Raw genomic sequence first — 13,600 nt, forward strand, 5'->3', positions numbered from 1 at the left:
GGGACGAGGAGGTGGCATGGGCCGGATCCGGCGACGCACGGTGCTCGGCGGCGCGGCCGCGGTCACCGTGGCCGGCGCGCTGCCCGCGGCCTGTGCCGTCCCGGCGCGGACGGGCACGATCGACGACGTCCGCCACGTCGTGGTGCTGATGCAGGAGAACCGGTCGTTCGACCACTACTACGGCACCATGGCCGGCGTACGCGGCTTCGGCGACCGCGCGGCGCTGCGCGACGTCTTCCGCCAGCGCGGCCGCGACGGGCCCGTGCTGCCGTTCCGGATCGACACGTCCGTCGTGGACGGTCAGGACCTCGGCGAGCTGCCGCACGACTGGAACAGCACGCACCGCGCGTGGAACAACGGCGCGTACGACGGCTGGGTCGCGGCCAAGAGCCCCATGACGATGGGGCACTTCGCCCGCGACGACGTCCCGTTCCAGCACGCCCTGGCGAGCGCGTTCACGCTGTGCGACCACTACTTCTGCTCGATCCAGGGCCCGACGCAGCCGAACCGGCTGTTCCACTGGACCGGCACGATCGACCCCGACGGCCGGGCCGGCGGGCCGGTCACGCACAACTTCCCGGACTACGAGCCGTCGTTCCGCTGGACGACGTACCCGGAACGTCTGGAAGCGGCCGGGATCAGCTGGCGGATCTACGCCAACGACGAGGAGCGCGGCGTCCCCGAGCACTTCGTCGGCGACTACGGCGACAACCCGTTGTGGCTGTTCAAGAACTACCACGATGCGCTGTATTCGATGGATCCGGTGAAGCGGCGGCTGGCCGAGCGCGCGAACCTGCGCAAGAAGCTCAAGCCCGACTCGGGACAGGGCGAGGACCTCGACCACGTGCTGGCCGAGTTCCTCGCGGACTGCGCGGCCGGGACACTGCCCGCGGTGTCGTGGGTCGTGGCGCCGTACGGCTACTGCGAGCACCCCGCGGCCCGGCCGGTCGACGGCGCCGCGTACATCCAGCGGATGCTGAAAGCGTTGTGGGACAAGCCGGAACTGTGGGAATCAACCGTCGTCTTCCTCAACTACGACGAAAACGACGGCTTCTTCGACCACGTCCTCCCGCCGACGCCGCCGCCCGGCACCCCCGGGGAGTTCCTGCCCGCGCACCAGCCGTGGCAGGGCAAGCCGTCCGGGGCGCCGACGCCGATCGGGCTGGGGCCGCGGGTGCCGATGACCGTCGTCTCGCCGTGGAGCCGGGGTGGCTGGGTGAACTCCCAGGTCTTCGACCACACGTCGGTGCTGCGGTTCCTCGAGACGTGGACCGGGGTGCGCGAGCCGAACATCTCGGCCTGGCGCCGGGCCCTCTGCGGCGACCTGACCAGCTGTTTCGACTTCCGCACGCACGACACGTCGATCCCGCTGCTGCCCGACGCGGACGTGCTGCGCGCCGAAGCCGACCGCACGCAGGCACGCCTGCCGAAGCCCGGGCTGCGGCCGGGCGCGCTGATGCAGGAGCCCGGCACGGCGAAGGCGCGCCCGCTGCCGTACCAGCCCGTCGCCTGGGTTTCGGCCGAGCCGTCCGCGGTGAAGCTGCACCTGGCCAACCACGGCACGCAGGCGCTGCAGTTCGCCGCGTACGCCTATCACACAGGCGGGACGTCACAACGCTTCGACGTCGGTCCGGGCGGCTCGGTGACGGGCGAAATCGCGCACGGCGGCACGTACGACGTCGCGATCCACGGTCCGAACGGCTTCCTCGTCGAGGCCTCCGGCGGCGTGGGCCTCGACGCCGCCGTCACGTTTCTGCCCACGCCCGCGCTGCGGGTCACGGTGACCAACAGCGGCGCGGCGCCGGTCGTGCTCAACGACGTCACCCTTCCGCCCGGCGGCTCGCACGACTTCCCGGTGCCGGCGAAGAACGGCTGGTACGACGTCACTTTCGAGACGCCGGAGTGGCGCCGCCGCTTCACCGGCCACCTGGAGGACGGCGGCCCGTCGCGCACCGGGCCTTAGCGGAGGGAGTCCAGCGCGAAGGCGGCGAGCATCGCCACGCCGGTCGGCATCGCGTCCTCGTCGAAGAGGACGCGGTTGGAGTGGTTCGCGGGCGCCTCGGCCGGGTCAACGCCGGGCGGGCAGCCGCCGAGGAACGCGTACGCGCCCGGAACGCGTTGCAGGACATAGGAAAAGTCCTCGGCGCCCATCAGTGGGTCGGCCATCAGCTCGACGTTCTCCGCCCCGAGGACGCTCGCGGCGAGCCGCAGCACCTCGCCCGCGACGCGGTCGTCGTTGACGGTCACCGGGTAACCCGGCTCGACGTCGGCGACCACGCGGCAGCCGTACGCCGTGCCGACCGCCTCGCACACCTTGTACAGCTCGTCACGTACGAGCGCGCGCGTCGTCTCGGACAGCGTGCGGATCGTGCCCTGCAGCTCGGCGGTCTCCGGGATGATGTTCGTCGTCGTGCCGGCCTCGATGCGCGTCACCGAAAGCACGGCGGGGTCGAACACGCTGACCCGCCGCGTGATCATCGTGTGCAGCGCCCCGACCATCGCCGCGGCCGCCGGCACCGGGTCGATCGTGTGCTGCGGCGCCGAGCCGTGGCCGCCCTTGCCGGTGACGCGCACGGTGAACGAGTCCGCCGACGCCATCAGCGGGCCGGGCTTCAGCTGCAGCAGCCCGCTGCGCGCGTTGGCCAGGATGTGCACGCCGAACGCGCGCTCGACCCGCGTCCCGGCGGCGTCGAGCACGCCCTCGTGGATCATGAAGCGGGCGCCGTGGTGGCCCTCCTCGCCCGGCTGGAACATGAAGACGACCGAGCCGGCCAGCTGGTCCTTGCGCTCCGAGAGCAGCCGGGCCGCGGACGCGAGCATCGCCACGTGGGTGTCGTGTCCGCACGCGTGCATCGACGTCTCGTCCTCGGACGCGAAGTCCAGCCCGGTCTCCTCGGTCAGCGGCAGCGCGTCCATGTCCCCGCGCAGCAGCACCGCGGGGCCGGGCCGGGCGCCGCGCAGGACGGCCGTGAGCGAAGTCGTGGCCTTGCCTTCGGTGATCTCCAGCGGCAGGCCGTCGAGCGCCTCCCGGATCGCCGCCTGGGTGATCGGCAGGTGGAGGCCCTGTTCCGGGTGCCGGTGCACGGAACGCCGGAGGGCGACGGTGCGGTCCTGCAGCGCCCGCGCGTCGTCGAGGAGGCCGGCGAACGGCGCACCGGGCAGCGTGGGCAGGTCAGTGGGGCCGGTCATGCTCTCGATAGTGCCCCATGGGGCGCTTCGGGCGCACCGTGCGTGCGCTCGGTCGGGCAGCGGAATACGGTGTGCGCATGGCGGTGGATGAGCCGGTCACGGGCTTCGCGGTAGCCGTGGTCCGGGAAGACGGTCGGTGGCGGTGCAGTGCGCTCGACCCGGGGGCGCTGACCGAGCTGGACGCGGCGATCACTGAACTGGGCAAACTACGTTCCACCGGTGCGGCCTTCGGGCTCCTGGCGGTCGATGACGAGTTCTTCGTGATCGTCCGGCCGAGCCCGCGGGGGCCGTCGTTGCTGCTGTCGGACGCGGCGGCGGCACTGGACTACGACATCGCGGCGGACGTCCTCGACGTCCTGCGCGTCGACCCGCCGGACGAAGAGGACGACTCCGTCTGGCCCGAGGGCGACCTGGAGATCCTGACGGACCTCGGGCTGCCCGGACCGGAGCTGGAGGTCATCGTCGGCGAGGTCGACCTCTACCCGGACGAGCAGCTGCAGATGATCGCGCAGCGCGTCGGGTTCGGCAGCGAGTTCGCCAAGCTCCTGGACGAGCTCTGAGACGCCCGTCCGACACCGAGGCCGTGGAGGCCGCGCTGGAAGCGGCGCGGGCCCCCGGCGCGGACGTGCCGATCGGGGCGGTGGTCTTCGACCCCGACGGCAAACCCCTCGCGGCGGCCCGCAACGCGCGGGTCGAGCTGGGCGACCCGACGGCGCACGCGGAGGTCCTCGCCCTGCGTGCGGCGGCGCGCGTGGCGGGCGACGGCTGGCGCCTGGAGGGCTGCACGCTGGCGGTGACGCTGGAGCCGTGCACGATGTGCGCGGGCGCGCTGGTGCTGGCCCGCATCTCGCGGCTGGTGTTCGGAGCGTGGGAGCCCAAGACGGGAGCGGTCGGCTCGCTGTGGGACGTCGTTCGCGACCGCCGGCTGAACCACCGTCCGGAGGTCCACGGAGGCGTCCTTTCGGCGGAGTGCGCGGCCATCCTGGAGACGTATTTCGCCACGCGGCGCTGACCACCGTGGTCCGGTGGGTACCCAGTGGACATGACTATGAAGGACAAGGTCCAGCAGGCGGTCGGCGGCGCACGCTCGAAGCTCGGAGCGGCGACGGGCAACCGGCGCCTGGAGGCTTCGGGTCGCATGCAGCGCCGCCGCGCCCAGGTGGCCGAGGTGGCCCACGACCTGCGCGACCGCTTCCGGGAGGCCCAGGTCAGGCGCCGTTCCCCCCGCCCCGGCGACCCCTCGTGAGGCTCGAGCGGGTGCTCCGGTATTGTTCTCGGCGGTGGCGTGTCCGAGCGGCCGAAGGAGCACGACTCGAAATCGTGTGACGGCTAATCCCCGTCCGTGGGTTCAAATCCCACCGCCACCGCTCTGCCGGACCCCCGGTCAGCCCAGCTGACCGGGGGTCCGGCGTTTCTCGAGGGTCTCCGGCTACTTGTGGTCGTCGGTGCGCCAGCCGTTCTTCGACTGGCACGTCGTGGGTGTGTTGCCCATGCTCGGGGCATCGGTCGCCGGATAGTGCGTGGCACAGAGTGCCGCGAAAGTTTCAGGCTCTTCGATCTTCACCTTCGATCACCTCCTCTCCGCTCCATCAGCAGGCTTGCCAGGGCTTGCGAGATCGGCAGGCCGGTCGCTTCTTCGATCCACAGCCACTGACCGACCGGATTGACCTCGAGGAAGACGTATTCGCCGTCCTGGTCGACAGCGAAGTCCATCGCGGCGTATTCCAGTCCCAGCTCCTCGAGCAGTTCCCGAGAAGCTTTCGCCAGTCCGTCGGGAAGCTCGTCGACCTCGTACTTCAGCGTGGTGAACACATCGGGATTCCGCCAGTCTTCGATCTCCTCGAAGCCGGGTGCCGAGATGCGGCAGGTGTAGAATTTTCCGCCGACGTAGGTGGCGCGCACCTCGAAGGATTTCCTGATCCAGCGCTGGAACATCACCGGTTGATTTCTGACCAAGTCGATCTTTGCGAGCCGTTCTCCGGTTACGCGAGTGGTCAAAGCCGTATATGTGGAGTCTTCGTACTCGAAGTGGTATCCGCTGATCGGCTTGTAGACGCTCGGGGCACGGGCGCAGAACTCGCGGGCGAGAACGGGGTCGTTCGTGGCCAGGGTCTCGGCGACCTTGAGGCCGCAGCGCTCCGCGGTGGCGAGCTGGTGCATCTTCAGCCTCGAACGCCGGATCGACTGCGGCGGGCTGATCCAGTACCGGTCCCGGAGCGTCTCCCAGATGCCGTCGAGAACGTCTCGGATCTCTTCCTCGGCAACCGACCGCTGCACGGTGTCCTTGATCCGGAAGTCGTACGTGTACGGGCGGCGGAACCAAACTGAGCGCACGGAGCGCAGGTCCTCGGATCCGATCGTGACGAGCGGACCGGAGCCGTGCCCGGTCCGGAAGCCGAGTGTGAGGTCGCCGCGGGTGAGAAGGTCGACGTCGAGTCGCAGGACCCGCCCGCCTCGCGCCAGAATTTCGGTGAGTACCGACTCCGTGTTCAAGCCGTCCCTGGAATGGGTGAGAAGGAGGATCTCCGGGGTGCCTTTCACACAGCCCGGAGTCGGTGGTCCAGATGGTGTTGTTACGCACGCTGTTCGGCGTTGGTGCGTCCGGGTGAACCTGCGTGGTGCGACGCAACGGGAACAGTCGCAAGAGCGAACCGGAGGGAGTCGTGCATCTCGAATCGGTTCCAGGAGAGAAACATGGGTTTCTTCACGCGAAAGCAAAACGACTCTCTGCTGCCGGCGGACATGGTCGACCGGGTCGTGGGTTACTTGCGGACCGAGGTGCGTGCGCCGAACGCGCCCGCTTCGTTCGACACGCCGGGACTGATCTACAGCCTGCATTCGACGGCGCAGGCCGACCCGGCGCTGTTCATCAGAGAGCTCGCCGCGACGGTTTTGCCGGCGGGTGGGGAGGCGTCGCGTGGGGGCGCCCGGGTCGTTTGGGACCTGCTCACGTCCGATCACCTCGGTGATCCGAACTGCGAAGCGATGCTCGACGCCGGGCTGGCCTGGCTCCGTGCGACCGGAACCTCGTCCATCAACCTGTTCGGCTACGAGATCGGTCGCTGGCAGGCGACCCACGGTACTTGGTAGCGGCTTGACTTGAAGGGGACTTGAAGTGTGACCGTGGTCGGCACCAGCTGACCGAGGAGCGCACCATGAAGGTTCTTGTCACCGGGGCCACCGGCAACACCGGCCGGCACGTCGTCAGCGGTCTGCTCGACGCCGGCGTCGATGTTCGGGTTCTTGTTCGTGATCCCGCCAAGGCGCCCGACGGCGTCGAAGTCGTTCACGGCGATATCGCCAATCCTGCCGAGGCCGTTGAAGGCGTCGACGCCGTCTACCTCCTCTGGCCGTCCTACAGAGCCGAAGGCATCGAAGCCGCCGTGAAATCCATGCGGGGCAGGAAGATCGTCTATCTTTCCGCGATGAACGCGGAACATGGCGGGGTCTGGGGAGAGGTCGAGAAGGCCGTCGCAGAAGTCACCGGCGATTGGACCTTCCTCCGCGTCACCGGCCTCGCCACCAACACCCTCGGCTGGGTCGAGCAGGCGAAAACCGGCAAGGTGCGAGCACCCTACGGCCAGGCCAAACGATCCCTCGTCCACGAAAAAGACGTCGCCGAAATGGCGGTCAAAGCGTTCACCGAAGACCACGCCAAGCAGATCTACCTCGTCACCGGGCCGGAAGCCATCAGTCAGGAAGACCAGGTGAAAGCCATCGGGCAAGCACTGGGAATCCCCGTGGAATGGGAAGAACAACCACTCGAAGAAGCAACAACACAGCTCGGCGAGGAATTCGCGAAAAGCGCCCTGCCCTACTGGGCCTCGCTCGTCGACGATCCGGAGCCCGTCTCGCTGGACGTCACCACCGTCACCGGGCATCCGGCGAGGAGCTTCGACGAATGGGCGCGCGAACGCTTCAGCTGAGCTGGACCGCCGGCGCCGTCAACGGCTCCAGTTCCGCGGCCAGCGAAGACAACGACGCGACCTTCGCCGAAACCACCCGCAGCACCGAAGTGCACGCCGCGCTCACCGCGCTCACCACTTCGGCGGACCGGTCGTCCGACAACACCGCCGCGATCGACGGCGAAACACCGGACGCGATGGCGGCCACCTCCTCGGACGCCGAAACAGCCAGCGCGTCCAGCTCCGCAGCGATCCGGACGCCCAGCGCGGCCGTCGACGCGGCCGCCCGGGCCGCTGACGTGTACTGACCGTCCACTGTGTCCGCCCAGGTGCCGAACGTCTCCGCGCTGCCGCCCGTTTCGGCGCGCTCGACGCCGCCGCGGAACTCCGCCTGGGCCGACGTCACCAGCAGGGCTCCCGCGTCGACCGTCGACGCGGACGCGCTGACCGACGCCGGGGCGCAGTCGAGGTGCCGGAGCGCCGCGACCGGGTCCGGGGCGCCGATGCGGCCGGCCGCCGCGCGCAGCGACGCCAGCGAAGCAGCCGCTGACGTCAGCGCCGGGTGTTCGAACAGCTCGAGCGTCACGGCGCCACCGCTAACCGCCCCCGGAAGCCGGTGCTCCGGGTGCTCTCGGCCGCCATGCGCAGCCGGCCGGCCAGGTCGGACGTCGCATCACCGAGGATGCGCGCGTCCGCTTCGCGTGCTGCGAGGGCGGACGCCCAGCGCGCCGCCAGCTCGCGGGCCTGCGGTGAGATGCCGAACGGCGTCGATTCGACGCGGGCTTCGGCGAACCGGCCCGCCGCCTTGTCGTCGGCCGCCGCCGCCTGATCCAGCAGGTCAGCCGCCGTGCGTAGCTGGTCAGGGCGCTTTGGGGGGTTCCGGGTGGCGAAGCCCCCGGCCCCCGGGATGTCACTGTCGATCCGCGAGCCTCTGCCTTCCGGCATGGGGACCTCCGTCGTCAAGGGCGCTCACCCGATCGTGAAGATCTTGCCTCATGGTCCCGTCCGGCCCGCATCGCGGTGACCTGCGGTGTTGATCGCGTTCCACCAAGTGGACGGCTTGACCGCAGGACGGGAAGAAGGTGACCATGAGCGCATGCCCGCCACCTCGGAACGCCTGATGGTCCGGTGGCTCGGCCGCGCCTCCAAGCGGTCGGTCGGGGAAGGCACCGCGGAGCTGCTCCTGCGCCGCGGCCGCCTGGGCTCGCCCCCTGCCTGACGCCGGCCCAGCGTCCGCTTTTCCCGAAAACCCTTGGAGCACAACCATGTCCGTAGATCTGCCTGCCCGGATCCAGCTGCGGGAGGCCGCCACACCCGACGCCGGCATCGTCGAAGGCCCGCGCGTCCTGCACCGCGTCGAAAGCGAACCGTACGAGCTCTTCCGGATCCGGCCGCTCGGCCGGGTGATCGGCGCCGAGGTCGAAGGCGTCGACCTGGCCGAGCCGCTGACCCCTGAGCTGCGCGAAGAGCTCAACCGCGCCCTGCTCGAGTGGAAGGTCGTCTTCTTCCGCGACCAGCGCATCACGTCGGCGCAGCAGCGCGCCTTCGCCGCGAACTGGGGTGAGCTGGAGACCAACCCGTTCATCCCGAAGGGTGACGACGACGCCGTCACGCGCTTCGAGCGCACCGCCGCCATGCCCGGTTACGAGAACATCTGGCACGTCGACGTCACCTGGCGGCCCAACCCCGCCCTCGGCTCGGTGCTGCGGCTCATCGAGGTGCCGCCGGTCGGCGGCGACACGATGTGGGCCGACATGGCCGCCGCCTACGACAACCTGCCCGAAGACGTCCGCGCCCGCATCGACGGGCTCACCGCGGTGCACGACTACCTCCCCGGCTTCGACCGGTTCTCCGATCCTGCGCTCCTCGCGCAGTGGCAGGACCGCTTCCCGCCGGTCGAGCACCCGGTGGTCCGGACGCACCCCGAGACCGGCCGGCGCACCCTGTTCGTCAACCAGGCGTTCACGACGCACATCGTCGGCCTCGACCGCGCCGAGAGCGACCGGCTGCTGCGGTACCTGTTCCTGCAGGCACACACGCCCGAGTTCCAGGTCCGGTTCAGCTGGCGGCCGAACTCGGTGGCGTTCTGGGACAACCGCGCGACGCAGCACTACGCGGTCAACGACTACCACCCGCACATCCGGATCGCGGAGCGCGTCGCCATCGCGGGCGACCGGCCGTACTGAGCCTTAGCCTGGGGGGCATGACCGATGAACCCCAGGCAGTGGTGACCGGTTTCCTCAAGGCCCTGGAAGACCTCGACATCGACCGCGCGCTGACGTTCGCGGCGAGCGACATCGTGTACCAGAACGTGCCGTTGCCGCCCGCTCGCGGCGTCGCCGCCGTCGAAAAACAACTACGCCTCATGGCCCGGTTCGGCTCCGGGTTCGAAGCGCGCACCCACCACATCGCGGCGGACGGCGCCATCGTCCTCACCGAACGCACCGACGTCCTGCGCCGCGGCGCGTGGGAAGCGGAGTTCTGGGTGTGCGGCACTTTTGAGGTCGAAGGCGGCCGGATCGTGCTCTGGCGCGACTACTTCGATTGGACGACGGTCCTGGCGGCGAGCGCGAAAGGCGCCGGGCGGGTGGCACTGGCCGGCGCGCGCACGCTCCTCGGCCGCTACAAGGGAAGGGCGGCGGTCCGCTAGGCCCGGTGCTCGCCGCGGTCGTGGTCCCGAAGGTCCACGACCGCGGCTATCCCCAGCACCAGCACGAACACGCAGCTGAGAACAATCAGCCCCCACATGATGGTTCTCCCTCCCCCACGTGATTGTGCTGGTTGAGCTGTCGGGGGAGTGGTCTGTGCCACTTTTCCGGCGGCTCACGCAGACCGTACCGCCGCTTCACTCGGGTTGTTCCGGTCCTTAGGGAGCATTTAAGGCAGATGCGCCGGATGGGTGATACGGGCGGCGCGAGCCGTCACAGTTCGCGCGCGATCCGTTACGCACCAACACCCAACCCGGCCACGGACGCGATTCCGTTTCGGACAGTGACCGACGTGGAACGCAGCGCGGAGAGGTCCGCGACGTGCCGCAGGACCTTGGCGGCTTCGTCCCCCGCGAGCGGTTCGCACTCGTTGTCGGCGCCGCGCCGCACCGGGATGAGCTCGAGCCGCGGTTCGTCGCCGAACATGCAGCCGGCGAGCAGCCCGTCGAGGTGCCGCCCGCGCATCGCCGGCCAGTCGAAGACGAGGTTGCCGAGGCTGTAGAGGATCGGGCGGCCGCGGTACACCTCGACGGCCTGGATCGTGTGCGGCCCGTGCCCGGCCACCAGGTCGGCGCCGGCGTCGATCGCGGCGCGCCCGTAGGTGACCTGGTACTCGGCCAGGTCGGGCCCCGGCAGGCCCCAGTGCATCGAGACGACGACGTGGTTGTTGCCGGCCTTGGCCTGCTTGACGTCCGCGACGAGCCGGTCGAGGTGCTCGGGCAACGGCGTCGTGCGGACGAGCGGCGGCCGTCCCGGGACCTCCGCCACGCGGGGGTCGGGCTGGTACGCGGTGGTCGCAAACGCTTGCGCGACGCCCGGGAAGTCCGGTTGCGCGACCTGGCCGGGAGAACGGAGTGAGGTGTACGCGAGGAATGCGACCTTCTCGCCGGATTGCTCCACCACGGCGGGCGCGTGCGCGATGTCGGCTTTCGCGCCCGCTCCGCAGTGCGCGATCCCCGCGCGGTCGAGGACCGCGAGGCTCGGCAGGTGGGTGAAGTTGTTGGCGCACGAGATGACGTTGATGCGGGCGGCCGTCAGCGCTTCGGCGAGCGCGGCGTCGGCCGGGCCTTCGAGGTTCACGAACCGGAGGTCGGCGCCTTCGAGCAGGGGTTCCAGGCGGGCGAACGCTTCCGCGGGCTTCGCGCGGCCCTGGACGTTGACGTCTCCGCCGAGTACCAGCGTGATCACGAAGCTTCTGCCGATCGAGTGACGACGAAAGTAGTTGTTACGAATCGTTGCATCTTTGTCTTCCTCCTCCTCATCTGTTCGGGGGACTATGCCACGACTGTTCAAGCACAAAGGGGACTCAGGGTGACCAAGACCCACAGATCCAAGACCGCGCTGACGGTGGCCGTCGCATCGGGCCTGGTGCTCGGCGGAGTGGCCGCGCCGGCCGCCTTCGCGGCACCCAGCGCCGACGCGGTCATCGCCGAGGTCTACGGCGGTGGCGGCAACTCCGGCGCCACGTTGACCAACGACTTCGTCGAGCTCGCGAACCACGGTACCGCCGCTACGAGCGTCGACGGCTTCAGCGTCCAGTACCTGCCGGGCGCGCCGAGCGCGTCCAGCACCTGGCAGGTGACGCAGCTGGCCGGCAGCGTCGCGCCGGGCGGGCGTTACCTCGTCGCCGAGGGCAAGGGTTCCGGGGGCACCGTCGCACTGCCCACACCGGACGCGACCGGCACGATCGCGATGTCGGCGACCGCGGGCACGATCGCCCTCGTCTCCGGCACCACGGCGCTGACCTGCAAGACCGCCGCGGACTGTGCCGCCGACCCGCGGATCAAGGACCTGGTCGGCTTCGGCGCGGCGACCGTGTGCGAGGGCAACCCGACCGCCGCGCCGTCCAACTCGACCTCCGTCGCGCGCGGGACCGCACTCGCCGACACGGACGACAACGCCGCCGACTTCACCACCGGCGACCCGTCCCCGACGAACACCAAGGGCGAGACGACCGGCGGCGGGAACCCGGGCGAGCCGGGCACCCCGGCGAAGATCCACGAGATCCAGGGCACCACGCGCATTTCGCCGTTCAAGGACAAGAAGGTCAGCGACGTCACCGGCGTCGTCACCGCGACCCGGACGTTCGGCTCGGTGCGCGGCTTCTGGCTCACCGACCCGAACCCGGACAACGACCCGCGCACCAGCGAGGGCCTGTTCGTGTTCACCGGCTCGACCAGCCCGGCCGTGGCGGTCGGCGACGCGGTGACCGCGACCGGCACCGTCCGCGAGTTCTACCCGGACGCGCCGGCGACGTCGAACTACCAGTCGCTCACCGAGCTGAGCAGTGCACAGTGGACGGTCGGCTCGCACGGGAACGCCCTGCCCGCGCCGACGGTGCTGAACCCCGACACGGTGCCGACGACGTATGCGCCGTCGCCCGGCGGGAACATCGAGTCGCTCCCGCTGGAGCCGGCGAAGTACGCGCTGGACTTCTGGGAGTCGCACGAAAGCGAGATCGTTTCGGTCGGTGACGCCCGCGTCGTCGGCCCGTCGAACTCCTTCAACGAGCTTTACGTGACGACCAAGCCGGATCAGCACAAGTCCGTCCGCGGCGGCAGTGTCTACCTGGGCTACGACAAGCTCAACAGCGGCGTCCTGAAGGTCCAGTCGCTGATCCCGTTCGAGCAGCGGCCGTTCCCGAAGCTCAACGTCGGCGACCTGCTCACCGGCACCACGTCCGGCCCGGTCGAGTACAGCAACTTCGGCGGTTACACGCTGTTCGCCAGTGTGCTCGGGACCGAAAAGGACAACGGGCTGCAGGCCGAGACGACGCGCAAGCAGCGTTCCGGCGAGCTCGCGGTCGCGACGTACAACGTCGAAAACCTGGCGCCGAGCGACCCGCAGGCGAAGTACGACCGGCTCGGCGAGGCGATCGTGACGCACCTGGCGACGCCGGACATCGTGAACCTGGAAGAGATCCAGGACAACACGGGCGCGACCGACGACGGCACCGTCGCGGCGGACCAGACGCTGCAGAAGTTCACCGACGCGATCGTCGCCAAGGGCGGGCCGCGCTACCAGTGGCGTTCGATCGACCCGGTGAACGACCAGGACGGCGGCCAGCCGGGCGGCAACATCCGCGTGGCGTTCCTGTTCAACCCGGCTCGGGTGTCCTTTGTGGATCGCCCAGGTGGGTCGTCGACCTCGCCGGTGGGTGTTGTCCGTGACCACGGCAAGGCGCACCTGACGGCGTCTCCCGGTCGTGTCGACCCGGCCAACGAGGCCTGGGAAGCCAGCCGCAAGCCGCTGGCCGGCGAGTTCGTCTTCAAGGGCCGCACCGTGTTCGTCATCGCCAACCACTTCAACTCCAAGGGCGGCGACCAGCCGACGCACGGCCGCAACCAGCCGCCGGTGCGCAGTTCCGAGGTGCAGCGGGCGAAGCAGGCCACGGTGCTGCGCGGGTTCGTCGACTCGTTGCTGTCGGCCGACCGCAACGCGAACATCGTCGTGGCGGGTGACCTGAACGACTACCCGTTCTCGCCCGCGGTCCAGACGCTCACCGCCGGTGGCGCGCTGAAGGACCTCATCGCGTCGGTGCCGGAAGCCGAGCGGTACAGCTACGTTTTCGAGGGCCAGTCGCAGGTGCTGGACCACATCCTGGCGTCGAAGGCGCCGCGCGGGGTGGACTACGACGTCGTCCACATCAACGCGGAGTTCGCCGACCAGGCCAGTGACCACGACCCGCAGGTGATCCGGTTCCGGCCGAGCACCGGCAACGCGATCCTGGACGCGCTCAACGACCTGCTCGACTACCTGGAGCAGGTTCTGGGGCACTAGTCCGCGGATTTTCGGGGC

16 protein-coding genes and 1 tRNA gene are annotated in these 13,600 nt (G+C 69.8%); 11 read left to right on the plus strand and 6 right to left on the minus strand.

Annotation, left to right across the window (positions count from 1 at the left end):
- Positions 1-16: 16 nt before the first annotated feature.
- A complete protein-coding gene (locus ACZ61C_RS39520; RefSeq protein ID WP_465313049.1) occupies positions 17-1,963 on the plus strand; it encodes a phosphocholine-specific phospholipase C in 1,947 nt (648 codons plus the stop codon).
- On the opposite strand, the gene ACZ61C_RS39525 is transcribed toward ACZ61C_RS39520, so the two are convergent.
- Positions 1,960-3,189 carry a M20 metallopeptidase family protein gene (locus tag ACZ61C_RS39525; protein ID WP_465313050.1) on the minus strand — a complete coding sequence of 410 codons (1,230 nt, stop codon included), beginning with the start codon at positions 3,187-3,189 and terminating at the stop codon, positions 1,960-1,962. The two genes, ACZ61C_RS39520 and ACZ61C_RS39525, sit on opposite strands and share 4 nt — an antisense overlap.
- 77 nt (positions 3,190-3,266) lie before the next feature.
- Here ACZ61C_RS39525 and ACZ61C_RS39530 point away from each other — a divergent pair, with 77 nt between their 5' ends.
- The 4 genes from ACZ61C_RS39530 to ACZ61C_RS39545 all read left to right on the plus strand — a co-directional run bounded on the left by ACZ61C_RS39530 (position 3,267) and on the right by ACZ61C_RS39545 (position 4,556).
- Positions 3,267-3,749 (plus strand): tRNA adenosine deaminase-associated protein, encoded by a 483-nt coding sequence (locus ACZ61C_RS39530; protein ID WP_465313051.1) that lies wholly within the window; start codon positions 3,267-3,269, stop codon positions 3,747-3,749.
- Positions 3,750-3,772: 23 nt separating this feature from the next.
- Positions 3,773-4,201 carry a nucleoside deaminase gene (locus ACZ61C_RS39535; RefSeq protein WP_465313052.1) on the plus strand — a complete coding sequence of 143 codons (429 nt, stop codon included), beginning with the start codon at positions 3,773-3,775 and terminating at the stop codon, positions 4,199-4,201.
- 30 nt (positions 4,202-4,231) lie between these two features.
- Positions 4,232-4,435: a CsbD family protein gene (locus ACZ61C_RS39540; protein WP_465313053.1), complete on the plus strand. Its 204-nt coding sequence runs from the start codon at positions 4,232-4,234 to the stop codon at positions 4,433-4,435.
- A 33-nt stretch (positions 4,436-4,468) separates the two neighbouring features.
- Positions 4,469-4,556: transfer RNA gene (locus tag ACZ61C_RS39545), tRNA-Ser, on the plus strand.
- Positions 4,557-4,618: 62 nt separating this feature from the next.
- Here the strand turns inward: ACZ61C_RS39545 and ACZ61C_RS39550 are convergent.
- On the minus strand, positions 4,619-4,753 hold the full coding sequence (locus ACZ61C_RS39550; protein ID WP_465313054.1) for a hypothetical protein: 135 nt from the start codon (positions 4,751-4,753) through the stop codon (positions 4,619-4,621).
- On the minus strand, positions 4,750-5,730 hold the full coding sequence (locus ACZ61C_RS39555) for an MvdC/MvdD family ATP grasp protein (RefSeq protein WP_465313055.1): 981 nt from the start codon (positions 5,728-5,730) through the stop codon (positions 4,750-4,752). Before ACZ61C_RS39555 ends, ACZ61C_RS39550 begins: the two co-directional genes overlap by 4 nt.
- Positions 5,731-5,883: 153 nt before the next feature.
- Between ACZ61C_RS39555 and ACZ61C_RS39560 the strand changes: the two genes are divergently transcribed.
- Together ACZ61C_RS39560 and ACZ61C_RS39565 are read left to right on the plus strand one after the other, a co-directional pair.
- On the plus strand, positions 5,884-6,279 hold the full coding sequence (locus tag ACZ61C_RS39560; RefSeq protein WP_465313056.1) for a hypothetical protein: 396 nt from the start codon (positions 5,884-5,886) through the stop codon (positions 6,277-6,279).
- 65 nt (positions 6,280-6,344) lie between these two features.
- Positions 6,345-7,115, plus strand: coding sequence for an SDR family oxidoreductase (locus tag ACZ61C_RS39565; RefSeq protein WP_465313057.1), 771 nt, complete (start codon positions 6,345-6,347; stop codon positions 7,113-7,115).
- Here ACZ61C_RS39565 and ACZ61C_RS39570 read toward each other — a convergent pair.
- The gene (locus tag ACZ61C_RS39570) at positions 7,108-7,680 is read right to left on the minus strand and encodes a hypothetical protein (RefSeq protein WP_465313058.1); all 573 of its coding nucleotides are present in this window, start codon (positions 7,678-7,680) and stop codon (positions 7,108-7,110) included. The genes ACZ61C_RS39565 and ACZ61C_RS39570 overlap by 8 nt on opposite strands.
- Positions 7,677-8,039 carry a hypothetical protein gene (locus tag ACZ61C_RS39575; protein WP_465313059.1) on the minus strand — a complete coding sequence of 121 codons (363 nt, stop codon included), beginning with the start codon at positions 8,037-8,039 and terminating at the stop codon, positions 7,677-7,679. The genes ACZ61C_RS39570 and ACZ61C_RS39575 overlap by 4 nt, the downstream gene beginning before the upstream one ends.
- A 151-nt stretch (positions 8,040-8,190) precedes the next feature.
- On the opposite strand from ACZ61C_RS39575, the gene ACZ61C_RS39580 reads away from it, so the two are divergent.
- The 3 genes from ACZ61C_RS39580 to ACZ61C_RS39590 are packed head-to-tail and all read left to right on the plus strand — an operon-like array spanning position 8,191 to position 9,744.
- On the plus strand, positions 8,191-8,313 hold the full coding sequence (locus ACZ61C_RS39580; RefSeq protein WP_465313060.1) for a hypothetical protein: 123 nt from the start codon (positions 8,191-8,193) through the stop codon (positions 8,311-8,313).
- A 46-nt stretch (positions 8,314-8,359) separates the two neighbouring features.
- A complete protein-coding gene (locus ACZ61C_RS39585) occupies positions 8,360-9,280 on the plus strand; it encodes a TauD/TfdA dioxygenase family protein (RefSeq protein WP_465313061.1) in 921 nt (306 codons plus the stop codon).
- Positions 9,281-9,297: 17 nt separating this feature from the next.
- Positions 9,298-9,744 (plus strand): limonene-1,2-epoxide hydrolase family protein, encoded by a 447-nt coding sequence (locus ACZ61C_RS39590; RefSeq protein WP_465313062.1) that lies wholly within the window; start codon positions 9,298-9,300, stop codon positions 9,742-9,744.
- 292 nt (positions 9,745-10,036) lie between these two features.
- Here the strand turns inward: ACZ61C_RS39590 and ACZ61C_RS39595 are convergent, their stop codons facing one another.
- Positions 10,037-10,990 (minus strand): CapA family protein, encoded by a 954-nt coding sequence (locus ACZ61C_RS39595; RefSeq protein ID WP_465313063.1) that lies wholly within the window; start codon positions 10,988-10,990, stop codon positions 10,037-10,039.
- A 123-nt stretch (positions 10,991-11,113) separates the two neighbouring features.
- On the opposite strand from ACZ61C_RS39595, the gene ACZ61C_RS39600 reads away from it, so the two are divergent.
- Entirely contained in the window at positions 11,114-13,582 is a 2,469-nt protein-coding gene (locus ACZ61C_RS39600) for an endonuclease/exonuclease/phosphatase family protein (protein WP_465313064.1), read from the plus strand.
- The last annotated feature ends 18 nt before the right edge of the window (positions 13,583-13,600 follow it).

The organism is Amycolatopsis sp. NPDC104587, assembly GCF_055583645.1.